General features: G+C 64.1%; 19 protein-coding genes. 7 read left to right on the top strand and 12 right to left on the bottom strand.

What is annotated here, in order from left to right; all coding sequences use genetic code 11:
• Window positions 1-30: 30 nt before the first annotated feature.
• From HRV97_RS16465 to HRV97_RS16450, 4 genes are read right to left on the bottom strand one after another with little or no spacing between them, the layout of a single operon-like run.
• Window positions 31-1,125, bottom strand: coding sequence for an ABC transporter permease (locus HRV97_RS16465; protein ID WP_063690355.1), 1,095 nt, complete (start codon window positions 1,123-1,125; stop codon window positions 31-33).
• Window positions 1,122-2,249 carry an ABC transporter permease gene (locus tag HRV97_RS16460; RefSeq protein ID WP_174195227.1) on the bottom strand — a complete coding sequence of 376 codons (1,128 nt, stop codon included), beginning with the start codon at window positions 2,247-2,249 and terminating at the stop codon, window positions 1,122-1,124. The genes HRV97_RS16465 and HRV97_RS16460 overlap by 4 nt, the downstream gene beginning before the upstream one ends.
• A gap of 8 nt (window positions 2,250-2,257) precedes the next feature.
• Window positions 2,258-3,274, bottom strand: a complete 1,017-nt coding sequence (locus HRV97_RS16455; protein ID WP_174195218.1) for an HlyD family secretion protein — start codon at window positions 3,272-3,274, stop codon at window positions 2,258-2,260.
• The gene (locus tag HRV97_RS16450) at window positions 3,271-4,671 is read right to left on the bottom strand and encodes a TolC family protein (RefSeq protein ID WP_246248821.1); all 1,401 of its coding nucleotides are present in this window, start codon (window positions 4,669-4,671) and stop codon (window positions 3,271-3,273) included. The genes HRV97_RS16455 and HRV97_RS16450 overlap by 4 nt, the downstream gene beginning before the upstream one ends.
• On the opposite strand from HRV97_RS16450, the gene HRV97_RS16445 reads away from it, so the two are divergent.
• Complete coding sequence (locus HRV97_RS16445) at window positions 4,670-4,840, top strand: hypothetical protein (protein ID WP_174195210.1); 171 nt, start codon at window positions 4,670-4,672, stop codon at window positions 4,838-4,840. The two genes, HRV97_RS16450 and HRV97_RS16445, sit on opposite strands and share 2 nt — an antisense overlap.
• On the opposite strand, the gene HRV97_RS16440 is transcribed toward HRV97_RS16445, so the two are convergent.
• Genes HRV97_RS16440 through HRV97_RS16420 form a run of 5 tightly spaced genes read right to left on the bottom strand, consistent with a single transcriptional unit; the run spans window position 4,834 to window position 9,624 of the window.
• Window positions 4,834-5,997 carry a patatin-like phospholipase family protein gene (locus HRV97_RS16440; protein WP_174195217.1) on the bottom strand — a complete coding sequence of 388 codons (1,164 nt, stop codon included), beginning with the start codon at window positions 5,995-5,997 and terminating at the stop codon, window positions 4,834-4,836. The genes HRV97_RS16445 and HRV97_RS16440 overlap by 7 nt on opposite strands.
• Window positions 5,994-6,443, bottom strand: coding sequence for an acyl-CoA thioesterase (locus tag HRV97_RS16435; RefSeq protein ID WP_174195216.1), 450 nt, complete (start codon window positions 6,441-6,443; stop codon window positions 5,994-5,996). The genes HRV97_RS16440 and HRV97_RS16435 overlap by 4 nt, the downstream gene beginning before the upstream one ends.
• A gap of 1 nt (window position 6,444) precedes the next feature.
• Complete coding sequence (locus HRV97_RS16430) at window positions 6,445-7,818, bottom strand: Dyp-type peroxidase (RefSeq protein WP_174195215.1); 1,374 nt, start codon at window positions 7,816-7,818, stop codon at window positions 6,445-6,447.
• Window positions 7,818-8,513, bottom strand: coding sequence for a hypothetical protein (locus tag HRV97_RS16425; RefSeq protein WP_066693438.1), 696 nt, complete (start codon window positions 8,511-8,513; stop codon window positions 7,818-7,820). Before HRV97_RS16425 ends, HRV97_RS16430 begins: the two co-directional genes overlap by 1 nt.
• Window positions 8,514-8,535: 22 nt before the next feature.
• Entirely contained in the window at window positions 8,536-9,624 is a 1,089-nt protein-coding gene (locus tag HRV97_RS16420) for a catalase family protein (RefSeq protein WP_343044538.1), read from the bottom strand.
• 67 nt (window positions 9,625-9,691) lie between these two features.
• Here HRV97_RS16420 and HRV97_RS16415 point away from each other — a divergent pair, with 67 nt between their 5' ends.
• Window positions 9,692-10,360 carry a TetR/AcrR family transcriptional regulator gene (locus HRV97_RS16415; RefSeq protein ID WP_069319931.1) on the top strand — a complete coding sequence of 223 codons (669 nt, stop codon included), beginning with the start codon at window positions 9,692-9,694 and terminating at the stop codon, window positions 10,358-10,360.
• Window positions 10,361-10,575: 215 nt separating this feature from the next.
• Here the strand turns inward: HRV97_RS16415 and HRV97_RS16405 are convergent, their stop codons facing one another.
• Window positions 10,576-11,949: a transposase gene (locus HRV97_RS16405; protein ID WP_246248820.1), complete on the bottom strand. Its 1,374-nt coding sequence runs from the start codon at window positions 11,947-11,949 to the stop codon at window positions 10,576-10,578.
• 233 nt (window positions 11,950-12,182) lie between these two features.
• On the opposite strand from HRV97_RS16405, the gene HRV97_RS16400 reads away from it, so the two are divergent.
• From HRV97_RS16400 to HRV97_RS16385, 4 genes are all read left to right on the top strand, one after another.
• A complete protein-coding gene (locus HRV97_RS16400; protein WP_246248819.1) occupies window positions 12,183-13,946 on the top strand; it encodes a PAS domain-containing protein in 1,764 nt (587 codons plus the stop codon).
• Window positions 13,947-13,951: 5 nt separating this feature from the next.
• A complete protein-coding gene (locus tag HRV97_RS16395) occupies window positions 13,952-14,335 on the top strand; it encodes a response regulator (protein ID WP_174195214.1) in 384 nt (127 codons plus the stop codon).
• 76 nt (window positions 14,336-14,411) lie between these two features.
• A complete protein-coding gene (locus tag HRV97_RS17545) occupies window positions 14,412-14,651 on the top strand; it encodes a response regulator (protein WP_241527256.1) in 240 nt (79 codons plus the stop codon).
• Window positions 14,652-15,177: 526 nt separating this feature from the next.
• Window positions 15,178-16,497 (top strand): S1 family peptidase, encoded by a 1,320-nt coding sequence (locus tag HRV97_RS16385; protein WP_174195213.1) that lies wholly within the window; start codon window positions 15,178-15,180, stop codon window positions 16,495-16,497.
• Between the two features lie 529 nt (window positions 16,498-17,026).
• Here HRV97_RS16385 and HRV97_RS16380 read toward each other — a convergent pair.
• The gene (locus HRV97_RS16380; RefSeq protein ID WP_079247003.1) at window positions 17,027-17,980 is read right to left on the bottom strand and encodes an META domain-containing protein; all 954 of its coding nucleotides are present in this window, start codon (window positions 17,978-17,980) and stop codon (window positions 17,027-17,029) included.
• Entirely contained in the window at window positions 17,977-18,585 is a 609-nt protein-coding gene (locus HRV97_RS16375; protein WP_174195212.1) for a recombinase family protein, read from the bottom strand. Before HRV97_RS16375 ends, HRV97_RS16380 begins: the two co-directional genes overlap by 4 nt.
• Before the next feature lie 129 nt (window positions 18,586-18,714).
• Between HRV97_RS16375 and HRV97_RS16370 the strand changes: the two genes are divergently transcribed.
• Complete coding sequence (locus tag HRV97_RS16370; protein WP_281356839.1) at window positions 18,715-21,513, top strand: Tn3 family transposase; 2,799 nt, start codon at window positions 18,715-18,717, stop codon at window positions 21,511-21,513.
• Window positions 21,514-21,577 lie beyond the last annotated feature (64 nt).

Below are 21,577 nucleotides of genomic sequence, written 5' to 3'. Positions count from 1 at the left end.
TGTCATAACCGAACGTGGCTGTTGAAAAATTCAACGCGCGCTGTTGGTGCTACTCCAGATATTCAGCCCTCCATAAAGCGCCAAGAGTGCCATAAGCTTGGCCAGTGGACCAAATACGTCCTCCAAGCTTGCACCCATCTGATTTAAAGGAACGAAAATATGCATGGCGCAGGTGGCGGGGGAAAACCAGGCCAGCGCAGAAAGCCAGCCCGGCATTGCGTGGAGTGGCCAGGCAAAACCCGCTAGAAACACGAGCGGCACAGATGTCGGCAACAGGATCTTCAATGCATCGTCGCCGCTGTTGAACAACTTACCCAGCAACAGCCCGAGCGCCGCCACGGTTGCCGCAAAGACAGGAACTGCGACGAGGAGCGCCGGCAGCGCCCCAGCGTGCGGGATATCCTGGATCCAATAGATCATTCCGAAATAGAGCAAGGCGGACAGCACGCCGACAAGGGTGCATGCCGCCCACATGCCAAGCGCGGCTGCGACGGACATCCGCCGTTCCCTGCGGCGTTGGCGTTCCGCCATCAGCCGGGCGCAGGCGAGCAACAGCGTCTGCTGCAGGATGATGTTGGCGACCGCCGGGAAAATGTAGTCGCGGTAGCCGAGCGTGGTGTTGAACAACGGGTGGACAAGGATCGTCGGCATCGCCGCAAGCCGGGCACCGCCTTGCGCCGCGCGCCAGCGGTCGATCGCGCCGGCCAGCGTCGCGGCGACGCCGGTGCCGATGCTCTGCGCACGCAGCAGATACGTCCCGTTCAGCCACAATGCGATGCCCGCCGTACCTCTACCCGTCAGCGCGCCGCCGGTAAAATCGCGCGAGATCAGCAGGATGCCGTCCGCCTTCCGGTCACGCACGGCACCGCGCGCTGCGACCATGTCGGGAACCTCGCCGACGACGCGGACGCTGCGCGTTTCGCCAAGATCGTCGAGCAGGCGGCGCGCGGCGGTCCCGCCGTCGCCGTTCACAACCACCACGGGCAGCGCGCGGGCGGACTGGTGCGCATAGGGCGCTGGATAGTAGAAGGCATAGAGCAGCACCGACAATATCGCGAGCGATAGGAGATCGCGCGTCGTGACGATCGTCAATAGCGTGTGTTCGAGAGCCGCGCGAAACGTCATCGGGCTTCCCGGTCACGGCGGATAAGGATTATGCCCAGGCCGCCTGCGACCAGCGGATACAGCAGCAGCGTTCCCGCTGCCTTCAGGAACGGCCCGGCGGAGGCACCAAGCACCTGATCCATCTGCAGCGTCATGTAGTGGGTCAGCGGCAACACCTGGTGCCAGACCCGCGCGAACAGGCCCGCGCCATCGATCGGCAGCGAAGCGCCCGAATAGGCGAGCGCCGATCCCGCAACGATGACAGCGCCCGACAAGGCGGTGGCAATGCTGCGCGTTGCAGCGACGAGCAATAGCGCGACCGCCGCGGTGGCGACGAACAGCAATGCTTGCCCCGCCACGATCAGCAGCAGCGATCCGTCTGCGCGATAGCCTTGTGCGAGCGTGAGCCATAGCAGCCACGCAACACCCCAGAACGTTCCCGCAATCACATGAGGAGAAAGCCGCCCGGCCAGCGTGGCCGCAACGCCACCCCGTACGGCGAACGCGGCGAACGAGCCATCGTTCATCAGCACCCCGATGCTTCCCACGCAGGCAACCGCGATCAGCAGGTGCAACACCCCCGGGCCCAGCAGCAGTCCTAGATACCATTCCAGGCTGAGCGATGGATTGCCGAGCACCGTCACCTGCACGCCGGGCAGCAACGCCGGATCGGTCGCGGCCAGTCCCGCCACGCCGTGGGCGGACGCCCCGTACTGCGCCAGCGTGGCGGCGACTGCAACGCGCAGGTTCGTCGCCGCGAGTGCCCCCGTCGACAGGAACGCCGCCTGATGGAATATCTCGACCGGGGCGCGACCGGCATTACGGGTCCCGACGCCCCGGGGGATCACCACGGCGGCGACCGCCTGTTCGCGCCGCATCATCGTCACCGCGGCAGCAACGTCGGGCACCCGGCCCACGATCTGCAAGCCTGGGGAGGCGTCGATGGCGCGCACGATCCGCCGGGCCAATACACCGCCATCGCGGTCTACGATGACGGTAGGCAAATGGTGCGGCGATCCGGCAGAGAGCATCGCCGCCATCGCGCCGAGCAACATCAGCGGCATGACGGTCAGCAACGCCAGATCGACAGGCGTCGAAATGATGCGGCCCCATTCGGCCCGGCACGCATTATACACAGTGACCATCGCGGGCGTCACGCCGGTGGTTCGAACAGGACGCTCATGCCCGGCCGCAACCCTTGCGCCCCGCCTTCGGGTTTCAGCGTGACCTCGAACGCGCGGACGTCATAGCCGCGCGACTGGCGCGTGGCGCGCCATGTCGCGAAACTGCCCTGCGGCGCAATGTGGCTGATCCGGAACCGTAGGTCGCGGCCGAGCGCCGGGACGTGGCCGACGAGAAGGCGACCGGGCGTCAGTCCGTGATAGGCATCTTCGCGCACGGTCAAAGCAACGTGCGGGTGATCGACGTCGATCACCTGAAACGCCGGCAGGATCGGGCTCACGATCTCGCCGGGGCGCAGCAACCGGCGTGACACCTCGCCGTCGATCGGAGACACGAGCCGCTTCTCGCGCTCCAGTGCGGCAGCGGTCGCGGTCGCGGCTCCGGCGGCGCGGACCTGCGCGTCGGCGATCGCGCGATTTTGCGGCCTGATGCCGGCGCGTGCCTTGTCGTACTGGGCCTTTGTCGCCTCCGCCGCACGGCCGGTGCTGTCGCGCGCGGCATGAGCCTCGTCGCGGCGCTGCGCGGCGATAACACCTTGCGCATAAAGCGTGTCGGCACGGCGGCTCGACACCGCGGCCAGGTCGGCCGTCGCCTGTGCCGCCAGCCAGGTGGAACGCAACGAGGTCAGGTCTTCAGCCCTGGCCCCCTCGATCGCAACCGATTGCAGCGCCCGTGCGCTGTCGAGCGCCGCCTGCGCCTGCTGCTGACCACCATCGATCTCCGGCGCCGACAGGATCGCCATCACCTGCCCGCGGCGGACCCGGTCGCCCTCGTCCACCGCCAGCGTCTCCACACGAGCCAGCGCCTTGGTGGCAACATTGATCTCATCTGCCTCCACCTCGCCTTGCCATTGTTCGGGCGCGGGACGGCTCGCCAGCCACAGCCCGAGGCCGACGATTACGACGACGACGGCGATGCCGATCCACAGCAACCAGCGCGCGCGGCGCGAGGGGGCGGCAGGATCGACGTCGACTGCCGGATCGGTCATGGGCGGGCATCCGTGGGCAGATGGATGTCGGCGCCGGCGATATGATCCGCGAACGTATCGAGTTGGCCCGATGCTGACAGGAGCGCCGCCAGCGCGAGGTCATATTCATAGGCGATCGCCGCCCGCTGCGTGCGGGCCGTGGCAAGGGCGGCTTCCGCGGCCAGCACCGCGGTCATCGTTGCTTCTCCCTCGCGGAACGCAATCTCCTGCACTCGCAAATTCTCCTGTGCAGCCGCGAGCGAACTGTCGGTCAGCAGAAAGGCGCGCCGTGCCGATTCGACCAGATCCCACGCGCGCAACGTCGCGGTAATCGCGCTCTTGCGCGCTTCACGCGCGGCATCGTCGGCGGCCGCGGCGTTTGCCTTTGCTGCGTTCAGGGCATGGCGACGATCGACGTTGGACAGCAATGTGTAGCGCACGCCGACTCCGGCCACCCAGTCAGGCTCGGTCGGCAATGCATTCGATCGGTTGAGATTGTATTCGCCGAACGCGAACGCCTGCGGGCGGTAGCGCGATCTCGCAAGGTCCACGCCGGCGCGGGCGACCGCACCTGCCGCGTCGGCCTGCCGCGTCTGTGGTAATCTTGCCTCGCCGCCGGTGAAGCTGCCCGCGGGGGCAAGCGGATGACTGACGACAAAGAGACCGGTGGTGGGGCGTACCCGGTCCACCTCAAGCAGGCGGGCAAGGTCGCCCCGGGCGCCATCGTGGGCGATCGCGGCGCGCTGCCAGGTTCGCTCGGCGCTGTCGCGCGCGACCTGCGCCTCGAGCGTGCGCGCGTGAGCAACGACCCCCGCGGCCTCCATTTTGCGAACGTCCGACAGCAGCCGGTCGAGTGCGTCGCGGCTTTCCCGCGCCGACGCGGCGAGCGCCGCAGCGGCCTGTTCGCCAAAATAGACGCGGATGAGGTTGAGCTGCGCGAGGTCGCGCCCCTGCGCCGCGCGCGCCGCCGCGATCTCAGCGGCTGCGCGGGCGCCGCGCTGGATCGCAGGTATCGCTCCGCCGGAATAGAGCGGCAGTACCCCCTGCACCGTTGGACGGAACACATCGTCACGGTAGCGATAGCTCAGCTGGTCGGGGATCGCGGTAAACAGGCCGGGCAAAGCCTGCCCGATCCTGCCCACGATGTCGGATGCAATCTGCTGAAACGCAGGCGGGACGGTCATCGGGATGCCGGACAGGAAATCCTGCGTCGCATCGCGCGCATCCTCTTTCTGTCCGGTCAGATCGACCGCCAGCGTCTTCTGATATTCAATGTACTGCGCCGACGCGGTAACGACCGGACGCCTGAGCGTCGCTACCGCGGCTGCCGTTTCGCGCGCCGCATCTTCTGCGTGGTCGGCGGCCGCCAGCGCTGGCGAGGTCGTCTCCAGGCGTCGGCTTGCCGCATCGAACGTCATGGCGACGTCCTGTGCTGCCGCGCCGGCAGCGATTGGCATCAGCGATGCCGCGATTATCGTCGCGCGTGCCATCCCGAACCCTGCCCAGCCCCCGATCATCGTCAATTCTGTCATCCCGGCCATGCGCGGCAATCGACGAACCACGACCGCGATGATCCTGTTCTATTGATGATCGAGACGATCCGCGACGGCAAGATCGGCCGGGGTGGGCGGCGTCTTGCGCCACGAACCAGTGCGGCCCCGCTCGACGCCATAGGCGTACAGGCGTCGCATGTAGGTCTTCTCGAACAGGCGGTCGCTGGGTGCGACGTCGTTCTCGATGAACGTCAAGTTCCAGTCGATGCCGTGGCGATGCGCGTAGACGTAGCTGGTTTCCGCCAGTGTCAGCAGCGCTGCCTGCTGGTTGAGCGCGAAGGCGCGCTTCAGGATCGGGACGAGCCGCGGCGTCACCATCTGAAAATCGCCGCCAAGCCTGCTGTTCATCAACAGGTAGACGTGCAGCCGGGCGGCGTCCTCGATCGGCGCGTCGCTGACCGCGAGCTGCGGCGGGATTGCGAGGATGCCAGCGGTCGTCCCGCCATCGGCATGAAGCTCGCGTACGGGCGCCCCGTTGCTGGACGCGTCGATCACCACCGGGGGAAACACCACAGGAATGGACGACGATGCCAGCAATACCCGCCGGAACAGCTTGACCTTGTCCGGCAACATGCTGGCGGCGATTGCCCCCATATCCCAGATCACGCTGCGTTGCGCGTCGAGATTGGCGGTGGCGACGAACAGGCGGCGCCCCTTGGCCTGCTCCTCCGCGATGCGCGCGACAAGTTCCGGTGTCACCTCACGTGCGATCAGTTTCGCAAGCGGTGCGGTGGAGGCGACACTGGTCGATCCCGGTATCGCAAGTGGGAAGCGGGGATGGAAGATGTCCCTTGCGGATACGCTGGTGTAAAACCGGGCGATCGATGCATCGCCTTCCTTGCCCAGAAAGGCAAAGGGAGCGATCAATGCCCCGGTGCTGACCCCGGTGACAACGCTGAACTCCGGACGCGTGCCGCTCTGCGTCCAGCCGTTGAGCACACCGGCGCCATAGGCACCCTCGTCAGCACCACCCGAAAGGGCCAGCATCGTTACCGGCTGCCCGGCTGGCACATCGGGTCGCATCCGCTGCGCGGCATCCGGCAGATCCGCCCAGAAACGGACGTCCGGCGCACCGGCAATAGCGGCCGCGGCACTTTGCGCCCCGGTGAACGGCACGCGCTCCACCGTGGTACATCCACTGACAAACGCCATTGCGGCTATCGTAACGGCGCGGAGGATCTGTCTGGTCATCGCATGGCTCCACTAGCCGTAGTTGCTTCAGTGTCACGAAGATAGAAATGCTGAGCAAGATCGGGACGAATACGCACAAGTTGCCTGGACCCGCGATCGATGCACACCAGCGTGGACTCAACTATGGCAACGTCTTCGCCGTTTCGCTCGAAGCGAGTTTCAAAGTGGGCACGACATCCTTGATGACCAATGACGCGCACTACGGCGACGATCAGATCGTGCAGCACGGCGGGCCTGTGATAGACCACGTCATGACGGTGCGCGATCCAGGCGAGCTTCTCTACCTGTTCTGGCGGCGCGGTCTTGCGCCAATAGGCGTTGACCGCTTCTTGCATCCACATGAGATAGATGGCGTTGTTCACATGATCGAGATCGTCGATCGCTCCCGGACCGACCCTGATCGGATGCCGATATTCAACGTAGCGGCCCGGACCATGGTCAGGCATCTCAGTTCCACGATCCTGCCGCGATCCATCGCAAAGCGGTGAGCGAAGGCATGAACATATATTCGCCGCCACGCAGCCGGTTGTACGTGGTGACACCGTCTATACGGCGACGAACCGGCTCGGCAGGCACGGTGAAGCGTCCGGGTTCCTCATGCAGGCCGACCACAGGATCACGCTCCTTCCCCAGGTCGATGAAATTACCGCGATTGATCCATTCCTGCTGCAGAAACTCGATCGTGTCGAACGCACGTGCCGAGATGAAGATGAAGAAGATGCCGCGATCGTCCTCGCCATCGTCGGCAGCAGTCAGGTCGGCCGACCATTTCGGACCGAAGGTGGAAGAGCGGCGGATGATCCGGTGGATGTTTTCGTCGGTCAGGATCGTCAGTCGCTCACCGCGCGGATTGAGGCGGCGCATGTGCGCGCCATGCGGACAGACAATTCCCGCCTTGTCGCCCGAGAAATCAAAGTCGTTGCGCCGGGCCGGATCGGCGCCCAGCTCTTCGTCGTCGCGGGTCGGCGACAGGATCAGCGGTGCCCCCGATCGCCAGCGGCCGAACATCTTGGCGGCCAGCAGCTCCTGCGCCGCCTCATCGTTTGCCTGGCCGCGCACGAAATCGTTGAATGCGCCCGGTCGACTGTCATACTTGCGCAGCACGACATAGGAACCGTTCCGCCCCAGCGCGTCAGGCTGCGGTATCTCCAGCGGCGCTCCCGTTTCGCTGTCCTCGCCCAGGATGAACTCGCCCGGCGCGATCGCGCGCTCCTGCCCCGGCTGTGGATCGACCCCGGCACCCGCGACGGTCGGCTGCGACACCGAGTCACGAAAGCCGAACGGGTTCTTGGCATCCGCATCGGCTCCGAAACGATGTGTTCCGATCAGCGTCACGCCGCTCGATGCATGATATTCGGACATTGCCCGGTCGGTGGCTTCGTCAAGCCGGGCCTGATCCGAAGCGAAGATGGTGAGCGCGATGTGGCAGCGATTGTCGCGATACGCCTCCTCCCATTGCTCGGGAGCATTCTCTCCCGCGTCACGCAGCTGCTCGGCGCGCGCCGCCATTCCCTGACGAAACGACAGAGGAAAGCTGGCGAGCGAGCCTTCGGGCACCCCAAGCGCCTTCAGACCCGCGTGACTGATCGCCACGCCGGTCCATGCCGTCAGCTCTTCGGTCCAGTCTGCTGCGGCAGGGATATGCGGCGCGAGCCTTCGCAGGAGATCGCGGCTACCCGCGGCGTCGTCGACGTGAAGCATTGCGTGAATGCCGACATACGGTTCAGGCCGCGCGCGCAGGATCAACGCCTGAATGTCGTCCAGCTGCAGCGTCACGCGGTCAGGGCGGAAGCGGTCCTTGAGGTGCTGGAGGATACCCATCAGTAATCCACTCCGTGCGGCACCGACACCTGCCTGGACAGCAGGGCCAGCGCGTCCCGTGTCGCGGGGTCCACAGCGGTGTTGCCGGCCATTGTATCGAGGAAGGCATCGAGCGCCGTCTCCATCCGCTGCAGCCGCCGCACGTCCACAACCGTCACCTGCGGGTTGGCGACGAACCAACCGGCCGCGTCGATCTGGTGATCGGCGATGAAATCCTTCACGTCAGGCGAGGCAATCCCCGGCCACCCTTCGACATTGGCGAACAAGAGATCCATCAGGTCAGGGATCTTGGTCGCGAAGTCGTTGATATAGGTATCCCAGTCACCGTCGTACGCCGTAGCGAACAGGATGCGCGTGTCGTCGTCGAACAGGACGAAACGCATGTCATGCAGCGTCGAAACTTTCTGGGCGCCGTCGAAATTGCCGCCGGTCAGGTTGAAGATGCGACGCAGCCGGTCGCCGCCGCCAGGCTTGAGTTTGGCGATTGCAGTCAGTTCGGACACATTGCCCGATTGCCGGCCGGCCCGGCCCGCCGACCCGGCGGTGCCCTTGAACAGAGGGTTGTGGTTGCGGATCAAGCCTTCGATCGCGATCCTGGCCAGCGTGGGGGCATCGGCGGCGATTTCTGCGGCGAGGCGACGGAACTCTTGCAGACGGGTTTCGTCATCAAGCCTGGGATCTTTACTGTCGGCCATGAACGGCTCCTTCTGGTTCGGATCAGTCCGGAATTTCATCAAGCGAGCGTGGTTCGCGCCGAGCCACGGCATTCAGCCTGTGCCGCTGGCTGGAGGACGATTCATACGCTGCCTTGCGGATTCGCATGATGCCGCCGAGCGGCCGATGCGCCGCGACCCCGTTCCACGGGTTGAAGGCGAGATGGTCGTCGCCATGCACCTGTCTGGACGGGGCATAGGCATCCTGGGGAGGGAAGGTCAGCGTTGCGATCGCGCGATGCGGTGAAAGGGCAGGATCCCACAGGACCGCCGCGTCCTCGACCGGCATTGTATCCGGGTCGACGCATAGCTGCGCGCGTAATTCGTAGGTGGCGCCGGCGTGCCGGAAATGGTCGACTACCGCGTCACGCATGGTCGAGAAGCCCGCCTCGACCTGCCGTCCGGTCAGTTCGGCCACCCCCCCGACCGGCGCCAGCGACAGTTTCGCAACATGATCGCCGTAGCGGATTGCCGCCTGCGTATAAAATGTCTCGCCCAGCATGTTCGCATGGTCGCGCGCCAGTCCGTCAAGCGTGGCATTAGGGCTGCCGCCTAGCGCCTCCACAGCGCCCTTCACGCCACGCGCGGCAGCGGCGATCAGCCGCTGCGCCGCCTCAGGCGCGTCCGCGTTCTTTTCAAGCAGACCCAGCATGACCTTGTATTTGGCGATCGTACCAAAGGCGAGCGTTGGAAAATTGACCATCAGGAAATCCTGATTGGCCCCCCCGAGGGTGGGTGACAGGCGCTCGCCCCCAACGCCGATGACCTTGACCGCAAAGCCGCGCGGGGCCGGCACTGCATCGCTGTGAATATCACCCGGCGCCGATGACAGTCGAGCTACGATCTCATGTTCGCCAGGGTGGGCGAAGATGCCCTGCGCCAATTCGGCAGGCAGATCCTGATGGACTGTCATCCGCCCTTTCAGGATCGCATGGCTCTTCGCATGTGCGTCTCGGTGCGCATGATGATGCCGCTCTGCGTGAGCAGCCTGTGTCGCCGCCATTCGAGCCACGATCTCACGCGTCAGCGCAGCTTCGTCGGGCTGCTCGATTTCGAGATCGTCGCGATAGGCGATGGGGCGGCGGGTGGTCACGGATGACGGCTTTCATTGAGGCGGACGTCATTAACATATCAAGCGATATATTAGTTGCAATGCCTGTGTGGCTGTTGCCCTTGACGCCAACGGGCTGCATCTGGTGTCGGTGGATTATGAGACGACACCGACGACGCAGACGGTACCACGCCGCAGGAAGCGTCCCGAGATGCGCATGGAGACGCGGACACGACTGCTCGACGCCGCGATAGGGCTGATCGTTGCAGGAGGGGTCGCAGCCGCCTCGATTCGAGGCATCTGCGAACGCGCCGGCTTTTCGCAGGGCGCATTCTATTCGTATTTCGCCAGCAAGGACGATCTTCTCTTCACGCTGGTCGAAGAGCATATGGCGAACCTCGCAAGAAAGTTCGACATGTTGGTGGCAGACACCCGGTATCAAACGGCGGAAGCCATCCTGGATACGATCGGTGCCAGTCTGGATGCCTTGTCCGTCGACGCCAGCTATTCGGTTCTGGTGGTCGAACTTCACCTTCACGCACGTCGCAACGCCGCGTTCCGTGCTCGCTTCGAACCGGTCAAGATCGCGTACGAGTCCGCTTTCGCCGGTGTAATGTCCCATCTGCTACGGCGTACCGGCCTGACGCCGGTCATACCGAGCATTCAACTGGCGCGCATCCTTCTTTCGCTGTGGTCCGGTTTGACCCTTCAGGAAAGCAACGATCCCCCTCCCTCTATACAAATGCGACATGTGTTCGCTGCGCTCGCGCAAGATTGATCGATGCCGCCCGGCAGGATAGTCAACGTTGCCGATGCGGTAGGGGGCGGTACCGCGGAGATGGCGCGCCGTCTCGGGATGACGACCACGACACTCTATATGTACGTGAATGGCGACGGCACGCCCAAGGCGCCAGGCCAGGCGCTGCTCGACGGTGTGCCGTATCGCAAAGAACGGCTGCAAGCCGCGTGATGAATCACGCCGCGCCTCAGCGATTAGGCATATCGTCGAGCAGGAGAGGCGATAACGTCGTGTTCAATCGACCGGGCCGAAATCGCAGCCGGCGTCAGCGCTGCGGGGACGCATACTCCCCGGCGCGGCTTGCCCGTCAGCCGCTGGGGCCGCGCCAGGATCATCAGATTTATCACCGCCGCGCCGATCAGGAACTCTTCTTCAGCTCCGCGTATGCCCCGCAGGTGAAGCCGCCTCATGCCATGCTTGCCCTTGGCGTCAGCGAAGAACCGTTCGACCCCGCGCTGCAACCGCATCGACCGTTTGTAAAGCCCGGTTTCCACCTCGGCTCGAGCAAGATCGCGAACGTCCTCATCGTCCAGTCGGACCAGGGTACGACGCCGCGCCGTCGTGCATTTCTTCTGAAGCACGCACGCTTCGCAGTCACGCGCATTGGCAGCATAACGGTGTACGCCGGTCGGCAGGTGAAATGCGTGGTGCCGGAGGAGCCTACCGGTCGGACAGATAAAGGTGTCGGTGTCACGATCATAGCTGAAGGCCGTTCGCGGCAGCTTGCCCCCGGTCTGCTGCGTCCGGTCGATCACCGGGATGTGCGGAATTGCGCCGTGGTCCCGCACGAAGCCGAGGAAACCGGCGCTGCCGTAGGCCTTATCGGCAGCAACCCGCGTGGGATGGAAGTCGAACCGATCTGCCGACCTCGCGAGCATGACGCGGCCGGCATCGACCTCCTCCGCAAAGCGAGCCGGCGTCGCCTCGACATCAAGGGCAACGCCACTCGGGGTGTCGACCAGCGCGTTGAGGGCGTAGCCGAACCGGCCACGCACCGTTCGCGCCGACCAAGCCGCGGCAGGATCCGTTCGAGAGACGCCTTGGCAGCTCTTCGAGCGCGCCATTTCCCAGACGGCATCGCCTGTGTCCTTGATCCATTCCCGAACCGCGCGCGACGCGTTGGCGACATACGGCAGGTAGCCTGGCACGGTCTTGCGCTGCCAGCTCGCATCAGCGGCTATGAACGATGCGTCGATCGCGGCGTCTTTTCCGCCGACCAGCCCTGCACTGATGCAGTGTCGGACCGTGCTCTCGAACAGGACCCGGAACACGCCGGCGTCGCGAAAGCGGCCGTGCCGGTTCTTGCTGAACGTCGAGTGGTGCGGAACCCTATCTGCTGGCGAGAGAGGACAGAACCAGCGGTAGGCCAGATTGTAGCGCAGCTCCTCGCACAGGCGCCGCTCGGACGCGATCGCGTAGATGCGGGCAATCAAGGTCATACGGATCAGCAGTTCGGGGTCGATCGATGGTCGCCCCCGTGTGCTGTAATGCCCGGTCAGTGCTTGCTTAAGCTCGCTTGTGTCGAGACATCTATCGATGCGACGCAGCAGGTGGTCTGCGGGCAACATGGCTTCTATGGTGCGGCGGGACGCTCCTTCCCGCCCACCGCGACAGGCTGGTCCCATCATGGTGGCGCTCCTTTCAGTAGGGGCGAAACGAAGGAGCAACCCGGCATGTCCGGCATTTTTCAACAGGCCCGTCCGGTTGTGACACCGGCCCTTATCAATGCATGCCGCTTTTCGCTCTTTTCGATCTGCATTATATTCGGGATCGCAGGGGCGCTCCCCCACGCCGGGGAACCATGTCCATCTCGACCGCCTTGCTCAACCGACTGCGCGACCTGACCGTCGCACGTCCTCGTCCAAAGCCCCTGCGCTACGGGCTGACGGTTGTGGTCATCGCAATGGTCGCAATCGTACAGGTCGTCCTCTTCGGATCGTCGGCACCCTGGTTCCTCTATACGCCGGCGGTCGTGCTGCTCACGCTGTTCCTCGGCCGCGGTCCCGGCGTCCTGGCCACCATAATCTCCTCGCTCGGCGCGGGATTGGTGGTCGCGCGGTCCGATCTGCCGCTGCTGCTCACGCCCGTTCATTGGAGCGCTTCCGTCATTTTCCTGCTGACCACGCTTGGGCTGGTCGTGCTGGTGGAGGCGTTGCGCACGGCGCTTCTCGATGCCGATCGGCTTCGCGAAGAGCGTGAAAAGGCGTTGGTCGTAACGGCCGAGCGTGAAGCGTTCCTGTCCGGCGTGCTCGGCAGCTCGACCGACTGCATCAAGGTGCTCGATCTAGACGGCAAACTGACCTTCATGAGCGAGGGCGGCCAGCGCGTCATGGAGATCAGCGACTTCAACGACGTAGCCGGCTGTCCGTGGCCTGACTTCTGGCAGAATGCCGGCAACGCGGAAGCGAAGGCGGCGGTCGAGGCGGCTGGGAGAGGTGAGGCACACAGCTTTATCGGCAAGGCCGACACTTATCAGGGCACGCCCAAATGGTGGCACGTCGCGGTCAGTCCGATCGCGGGTCCAGAGGGGCACCCCGACCGCATCCTGTCTGTCTCGCGCGATATCACCGAGCTGCGCGCCAGCGAGGAGGAGCGCGAGCGTTTCGTCCGGCTGGCGGAGAACAGCGCCGATTTCGTCGGGATGGCACGAAGGGACGGCAGCTTGTTCTATATGAACGATGCCGCCAAGCGGCTTGTCGGCCTGGAAGATGCCGACATCACCCGTCTGATGATCGCTGACTTCTTCCCGCCCGAGCAGGTCGAGACGGTCGCGCGCGAGGTTCTGCCCGCGGCGGAGCGCGATGGGCATTGGGCGGGCGAGCTGTACTTCCGGCACTTTCGTACCGGCGAATTAATCCCTGTCCTCTACTCCGTCTTCCCGATCACCGACGCCAGTGGCGCGCTGATCGGCTACGGCACCGTCACCCGCGACTTCCGCGAGCGCCGGCGCGCTGAAGACGGCATGCGGCTGATGAACGGCGAGCTGGCGCACCGCCTCAAGAACGTGCTGGCGGTCGTCCAGTCGGTTGTCTCGCAGACGCTGCGCACCGCGCCTGACGCCGAAACGGCCAGCGAGAATCTCGGTGCGCGCCTGGTGGCGCTTGGAGCAGCAACCGACGTGCTGACGGGCAGCTCATGGCGTTCGGCCGATCTGCACGAGGTAGCGACGCGCGCGTTGGCGCCACATGGCAGTATCGGCGAGCGCATTCTGCTCGACGGACCCGCTGTTACTCTGAAGCCTGAGGTGACGGTCGCCTTTGCGCTGGCGCTCCATGAACTTGCCACCAACGCCGCCAAGTACGGGGCGTTGGCGAACGGTGCCGGGACGGTAGTGCTTGAATGGAGTGTCACGGGGGAAGGCAATGACGCGATCCTGTCGATAGCCTGGCGCGAACAAGGCGGACCGCCGGTTTCGCCCCCGACGCGCAAGGGCTTCGGCTCGACTCTGATCGAGCGGTCGCTGCGCTCCTATTTCCGCGGCAAAGCCGCAACCGACTACCGGCCGGAGGGTTTGGTGTTTGAATTGGAAGCGCGGCTTGGAGATGCCGCAACAGTGAACGAGTAGACGGCGTGGGACAGAGCAAGCCGATCGGCAGCAACACCATTCTGATTGTTGAAGGCGAAGCGCTGGTGCGGTTCGACATGACCGCTTTTTTCGAGGAGCGCGATTGGCGCGTGTTCGAGGCGGAGGATGCGGATCAGGCAATAGAGGTTCTCGACCAGCGCACCGACATACGGGTGGTACTGATCGACGCGACCGTCAGCGGTCGCATGGATGGGCTGAAGCTCGCCCACTACGTGCGCGAACGCTTCCCGCCGACGCTATTATTCATCGTGTCCGGTCAGGCCCCGGTGCCGCAGGAAGCCCTGCCCCAGCGGGCGACGTTCCTGCCAAAGCCGTTCGATCTTCATCGTGTGATGCGTCAGATCGAACTAAGTCCTGTTACTCCGTAATCACCGCCCTCATTGCGTGCGCCTGGTCGCGTTGGCGGGGTGATGAACAAAGCCTGCCTCCGGTCATTACTTCGGGATGGCTGATGATTTCGATGCTCCTTTCGCGCTCGTCGTCGATGACGACGGGATCATCCGCATGTATGCCTGCGACATCCTGTCGGATGCCGGCTTTCGTCCTCTCGAAGCAGAGAATGTTGATGAGGCTCTGAGCGTACTGGAACAGCACGCCGGCGACATAACCCTGCTCTTCACTGACGTGCAGATGCCGGGCGGACGAGGCGGTTTCGACCTGGCCAGAGAAGCCGCGGAACGCTGACCTGACATTGAAATACTCGTTGCTCCCGGTGCGGCTAAGCCCGGTCCCGAAGGCCTCCCGCCAAATGCAGTTTTCGTGGGAAAGCCGTTCAGCGCGCAAGTGGTGAAGCTCGCTTGCACGAACTACTGCCGGAAGGTGAGAAGCCTGAACCGTTGAAGAAGCACGCCGCTCAAGGGTGAGACAGGCTGAGATTGGTGTAACAACCGAACGATTGTAACACATAGAAAAGAATTACTTGGCTCTTGGCTGATTTAACAATGTAAAAGGCCTCAGTGCATTATTGGGACATAGATTCACGGTAGGCTGGACGTGATCCTGTCTTCAATGGAACGAATGCCCGCTTCTCCTGTTGATTTTGAAAATCATGCGAAGGACACATGCCTTGCCTTTTCGGACTGCCCGCTCGTTCCCTGCCAAGTTAGCAGGGACGCTGCTCCTAAGCTGTGTTTCTGCCGCGACGCCGTTGATTGCGCAGGAGCCGCCTGCGACGGAACAGGCCAGCGTGCCACCAACCGAAGACGCGTCCTTGACCGCCGAAGAGGCCTTGGTGCTCGACGGGAAAGCCTATGCCGAGCGTTTCGGCGTCTCGCTCGAAGAAGCAATGCGGCGCGTGACGATCATGGCAGGTACGAGCGAGCAAATCGAGGCTATTCAACAGGAGTTCAATCAAGAGCTGTCCGGCGCTTACTTCGACAATAGTAACAACTTCGGGCTGGTCCTTCGTCTCACGGGTGCCGAAGCGCGGCAGCAGCGAAGGCTGGAGCGTCGCGCGATCAAGCGTGATGCCCGGCAAGAGCGTCGAGATGCAAGAAGGTCTGAGCGACAAGCCGCGAGGGCGGTTGATCGTCAGGGCCGGCGCATCACAGACGCAGAACTTGCTCAGGCTGAGCAGGTTATCGGCTCCGATGTGTCGACGACTGTCAGATTCGTGCCAAATGCCCGCTCGACCCGAAGGGCGGCCCTTAGGGCGATCGAGCGTAATGGTCGGCAAATCAAGGAATTGCTGCCGGCAAGTCAGTCAACCGGATATGATGAGAAGACTGGAGAGATCGTTGTTGCGGTCGTCGGCACCGAAAACTCCGTTGCAGAAGCAACTCGAAGCCAGCTCGCCACCCTGCTGGGGGTGCCAACAAGGGTGGAGTATCTAGCGAAACCCGTCGGGCCGACCGCGGCACGCGGTGGGACAGCGCTTCAGAACGCAAGCGGAGGTGCGCGGTGCACGGCTGGCTTTATCGGGTATGATTCAAGCAATCGCCCGGGCATTATAACGGCCGGTCATTGTGAGAAGCTGGCGCCAGGCACGCTCACGTATGTCGATACCGACGGCAAGCGCTACAATCTGATCACCGACACGTCTTCGGTCGTCTACGATTCCAAGCGCGATTTCCTCTTCCTGAGATTTCCAACTGGCCTGACCGGGCTGCCGCAGTTCATCGGGAATAAGGGTGAGAGTCCGCGGTCGTTGACGGGCCGTCGAACCCTTGCATCTACCGAAGCCAAGATTACGGATGGCACGCCCCAAGGGAGCTGGATCTGCTTTTACGGCCTGACCTCGAGCCCGACCTACGGTCAGGGATGTGGTGAAGTATACTGGAAATACATCGACTATACCCATCCGACGGCCTCGCCGGGGACCGGTCCCAGCTACTACGCCACGATCATCGGACCAACGACGGGACTTCGCTGCGGACCCGGAGATAGCGGCGGCCCCGTGTTTGCTTGGCAGACAGCGTTCGGCGTCATCACTGCTTGTAGCGAAAATTCCTACAACGCCGGCAAGGATTCGGTTTTGTACTACTCCAGCACTGACGCCGCATACGCGGCAGGCTACCGGCTTGCCTACTAGGAAGAAGCTATGAGAACTGTATTGGCGGCTGTCGTTTTGCTTTCATCGGCATGCTCATCAGGCAGCGATGGCACTTCTGCGCCCAATCGTGCTGCAGTGGCGACTGAGTCAGATCCAGGCATACATGGCAAAGGAGCGTCCGAGACAGTCATGCTGCTTCAATACGACCAGCAGCCAACCGCCAACGGCGGGCCGCCATCCGCCGGGCCAATGGCGCGAGTTGAGGGCATTTTGGAAGCAAACGGCAGCTGCATCCGGCTTCGGATGCAAACCGAAGCCGTCCCCTTGGTCTTCGAAAAGGGGACGGCTGTATCTGCCAACGCGAACGGCATCCGTCTGACAAATGGTGAAGTCGTCCCCTTCGGCGCTAAAGTCGAGCTAGCTGGTTCTCGGGTTAACGATCGACAGGGCACGTATCCGATGGACGGGGTTGCGGAGGCGTGCAGCACCCGTGATGCTATTCTCGTAACTGCTGGCACTCTTCGTCGCTTGACCAATTAGCCGCAGGCCACCTCTTGGGCGCGCAGCGCTACGACAAAACGGTAAGTCCGGTAGGTTCGGCTGCAAACCCACCACCGCGCAGCGAGCGAAGTCGATACTGTGTGCCTTTGACTCCGAGATTGCCGAAGACGGCTGTCGCCATGAAGGTGATTGCGTCGCCGAGGTGTTCGACCTTCACGGTATACAGGACCGCCTGTTCGCGCGTTGCAGCATTTCGAGGCACTGTATCCATCGAGCATTCCGAGGCCGGCAGCACTGGCAATCCGATGCTCGGCGCGAGGAGTTTGATTACGAAGGCAGGAGCGTCGCGCATTCCGTTGTCTTGTGCACCCTGAAATCCCAAGCAAACCGCCTTCGCTTCGGTGAGCGGTGCCCCCTGGGCCAAGGCTTGACCGAACATTGCGATCAACTGCCGGTCGCTGATCCCCTCGCCACTGCCAGATCCGACAAGTGCAAGTCGATCCCCTGCGGGTAACTGGGCGTCCACAGCGATAGGCGGCGGCAGCAGACGAAGCGACGCGGTCCTCCCGTCCTTGAAGCCAATCTTCAGAGTCCGACCATCGCGCACCCAAGTTTGGGCAGTCATCATCCGGTTCCAAAAACGATTACCAAGCTCGCTGGAAGCGTCGTCAAGGCATCGCATCGCGGTAAAAATGGGCAACGGCACAGTGTTGACGTTTGGAGAGATGGCGAAACGGCCCTGATGCCATCGCATAGGGCTCCCGCCCTCGTTGCACGCTGCCGTGCCGCCGATCGAGCCATCGCGTCCGAACGATATGGTCGCTGCTGCGGGCTTCGTCGTCGGCACCTGCGCGCCGTCAAGCGCAACAAGTTCCCAGTTCGTCTTGGCGATGGTTTCGTCGACGGGCTTTGTGCCTGTATCCTTGGCTCGATTGTCCGAGCAGCCCGGCGGGATCCCCAGCACGGCAAGTGCCACCGTTAGTATTCTGAGCGAACTTGCATGGTCTCGAAAGGCCATCATGTTAGTCCCGTCTTTATGGCTTTTTCACCCGCGCGTCGATGCTCGGCGACAATGCGCGATACGGTTGGCTCGCTGACATCGTAAAGCCGCGCCATCTCGGCGCCCGACTTCCGCCCCGAGATCACCGAGTCCGCAATCTCACGGCGCTTCTTGGCGTCGAGCTTGCGGCGGCGCCCGCCGATACGGCCCTCGATCCGCGCCTGCGCGAGCCCCGCCGATGTCCGCTCGCGGATCATCGCACGCTCGAACTCGGCGAAGCTGCCGACCATCTGCATCATCATGCGACCCGCCGGCGTGGTCGTGTCGATGCTTTCGGTCAGCGATCGGAACCCCGCACCCGCGTCCTCGATCTTCTCCATCAGGTGCAGCAGGTCTTTCAGGCTCCGGGAAAGACGGTCGAGCTTCCACACGACGACGACGTCGCCGTCGCGCAGCTGGCCGACGAGTTCCTGAAGCTTGGGCCGATCCCAGCGTCCGCCGCTTGCGGTCTCCTCAAACGTGCGCCGACAACCCGCCGCCTTGAGCGCGCGCGCCTGCGCGGCGTTCGACTGGTCGTCGCCCTTCGACACCCGGGCATAGCCGATCAGATACGGCTCGGCGCTCAAACATCCTCCTTTCGCAAACGAACGTTTACATGGCCGATCGCCGGCTCACGCAAAACCGCGACGTTGCGTCTTGCAATATCCTCTTTCAAAACGGACGCCAATGGCAAGTAGTTTTTGAGAGGTTCAGCAATGCCTGCGCGCATACCGATGACCGAACGGCAGCGTAGCGCACTGCTCGCCTTGCCCGAGACCGAGGACGAGGTGGTCCGGCACCACAACTTCGACGCCGACGACCTTGCCGCCATCGCCGAAGCGCGGACGCCGGAGACCCGGCTCGGCTATGCGCTCCAGCTCGCGTGCCTCCGCTACCCGGGACGGCATCTGCGGAGGGGCGAGCGGCTACCGGCCATCATGCTCGACCATGTAGCCGAGCAGGTCGGCGTCGATGCCGCCGCGATCACGTCCTTCGCACGGCGGACACAGACCCGGTATGAGCAGCTGGCGGCGATCAAGCGCCGCTTTGGCTTCACCGACCTAACGCGACCCGCACGCCGCGAACTGGAGGGATGGCTCGCGGACGAAGCGATCGCACTGACCGACGGCAAGCTGCTGATCGAGCGGCTGCTGAACCGCATGCGCCAGCACCGTATTATCGTTGCCGGCGTCACCGTGGTCGAGCGCATGGCGGGCGAGGCAATGCACGCGGCCGACACGCGCGTGACGGGCGACGTCTACGCCATGATCAGCGAGGAGCAGCGAGCTGCGCTCGATATGCTACTCTCGGAGAAGACGCACGTGCAGCAAAGTCGGCTCAGCTGGTTGCGCGGGCCGCCCGCGCGTGTCGGCGGACGCAGCCTGCTCGAGATCCTCGACAAGATCGATCTGTTGCGCGCGACGGGATACGCTCGCATCGAAGCGCCGGCGAGCTACCATGCCCGCTTGGCGCTCATGGCGCGCGAGGGTGCGCGGCATACCGCCCAGGCGCTGCAGCAAATGGGGTCGGCGCGCCGATACACGACGCTCGTCGCGACGCTGCGCGAACTCGAGGCCACGCTGACCGATGCCGCGATCGCCATGTTCGGCGCGCTGGTCGGACGGGCCAACCTCAACGCGCGCAAGCGGCTCGAGGAGACGATCGCGGTCGCCGACGAGCAGGGACGCGAGCGGCTGACCCGCATCGCGGCGGTGCTCGAAGCGCTGACGAGTGCCGCGCGATCCGGCGCCGATATAGCCACAGCGGTCGCGGTTGTCGCTGACCTCGACGTCATCGCCGCCGATGCCGTGCTTATCCGTCGCACGGTGCGACCGGGGCGGCCCGACGTCCTCGGCGAACTCGCTTCCGAATACCGCGTGTTCAAGCAGGTCGGTGACCGCTTCCTGCGCAGCTTCACCTTTGAAGGGCGTGCGGCGACGGCGGCGCTTCGCACCGCGATCGCTGTCCTGGTCGACCTTGCGGGTGACTGGCGCAAGGCACTGCCGACCGACGTGCCGCTCGGGCATATCGAGCTGCGCTGGCATCGCCATGTCGTCACCGGCGGCAAGATCGACCGGACCTATTGGGAGCTGGCGACATACTTCGCTGTCTCGGGCGCGCTGACCTCGGGCGACCTGTGGGTACCGACCTCGCGTGTCCATCGCTCGCTCGAAGACCTTGTCACACCTCCGTCGCCAGCCTCGATCGTTGCGCCGTCCACGATTGCCGCGTTGCCGACCCTCAGCGCGGACGAGTGGCTCGCGAAGAAGGCGGTCGAACTCGACGGCGCGCTGCTGGCGACCGCTCGCGGTCTTTTGGGCAAGGACCCGTTACTGTTCGCTGGCGACAAGCTCCGCTTTCCCAAGGGACCGAAGGCCGACGATGGCGACGAAGAGTCGGGGCGCGCACTTGGGGCGCGCATGTATGGCTCGCTTCCGACGATCCGCATCACTGACGTCCTCTCGCAGGTCGCGCGCTGGACCGGCTTTGTCGATCACTTCGGCCATGTCTCATCAGGGTTGCCGCCTTCTGACGAGCGCACATTCCTGGCCGTACTGATCGCCGAGGCGACCAACCTCGGTCTCACGAGGATGGCTGACATCTGCGGCGTCGCGCCGCGTCGAGCCCTGTTGCGGATGCAGACCTGGCATATGCGCGAAGACACATTCCGGGCCGCGCTCGCCTGCCTGACCGACGCGATCCACGCCGAACCGGTTGCGGCCTGGTTCGGCGAAGGCTGGCGCGCCTCGGCCGACGGCCAACATTTCTACCTTGGTGGCCCCGGCGACGGCGGCGGCAGCGTCAATGCGCACTACGGGCGAGACCCGATCGTCAAGATCTACACGACGATCACCGACCGCTACGCGCCGCTGCACCAGACCGTGATCGCGGGGACGGCGGGCGAAGCCATCCACGCGCTCGACGGCATCCTCGGCCACGAAAGCGGCGCGAGCATCGAGGCGCTCCATACTGACGGCGGCGGCGTTTCCGACATCGTGTTCGCAACCATGCACCTGCTCGGTCTCAATTTCGAGCCGCGCATCCCGCGCCTGTCCGATCGTCGCCTCTACGCGTTCGAGCCGCGTGCTCGCTACGGCCGCCTTGCACCGCTGTTCGGGCACCGGCTCAACGCCGCCCTCATCCGCGAGCACTGGGACGACATCAGCCTGCTGATCGAAGCGATGCGCAACAGGACAGTCACGCCATCGCTCATTCTGCGAAAGCTGTCCGCGTTCCGGCAGCAGAACGCGCTGGCGGCCGCGCTGCGCGAAATCGGCCGCGTTGAACGCACGCTGTTCACGCTGCGCTGGTTCGAAGACCCGGCCCTGCGGCGACAGGTCACCGCCGAGCTCAACAAGGGCGAGGCGCGCAACACGCTCGCGCGCGCCGTCGCATTCCACCGGCTCGGGCGCTTCCGCGACCGTGGCCACGAGAACCAGCAGACGCGGGCCGCCGCGCTCAACCTCGTCACGGCCGCAATCATCCTGTTCAACTGCCGCTACCTAGGTGTTTGATCCCACGGTTTGATGGTGCGATCCTTTCGTTGGAATGGAAGGAAGCCGTATGGGACAGGTACGT

Origin of the sequence: Sphingomonas hominis, from assembly GCF_013328205.1 — a bacterium.
GTDB lineage: Bacteria > Pseudomonadota > Alphaproteobacteria > Sphingomonadales > Sphingomonadaceae > Sphingomonas > Sphingomonas hominis.
Note: the sequence above shows the minus strand (reverse complement) of the source record. Positions and strands in the feature narration are given on the sequence as shown.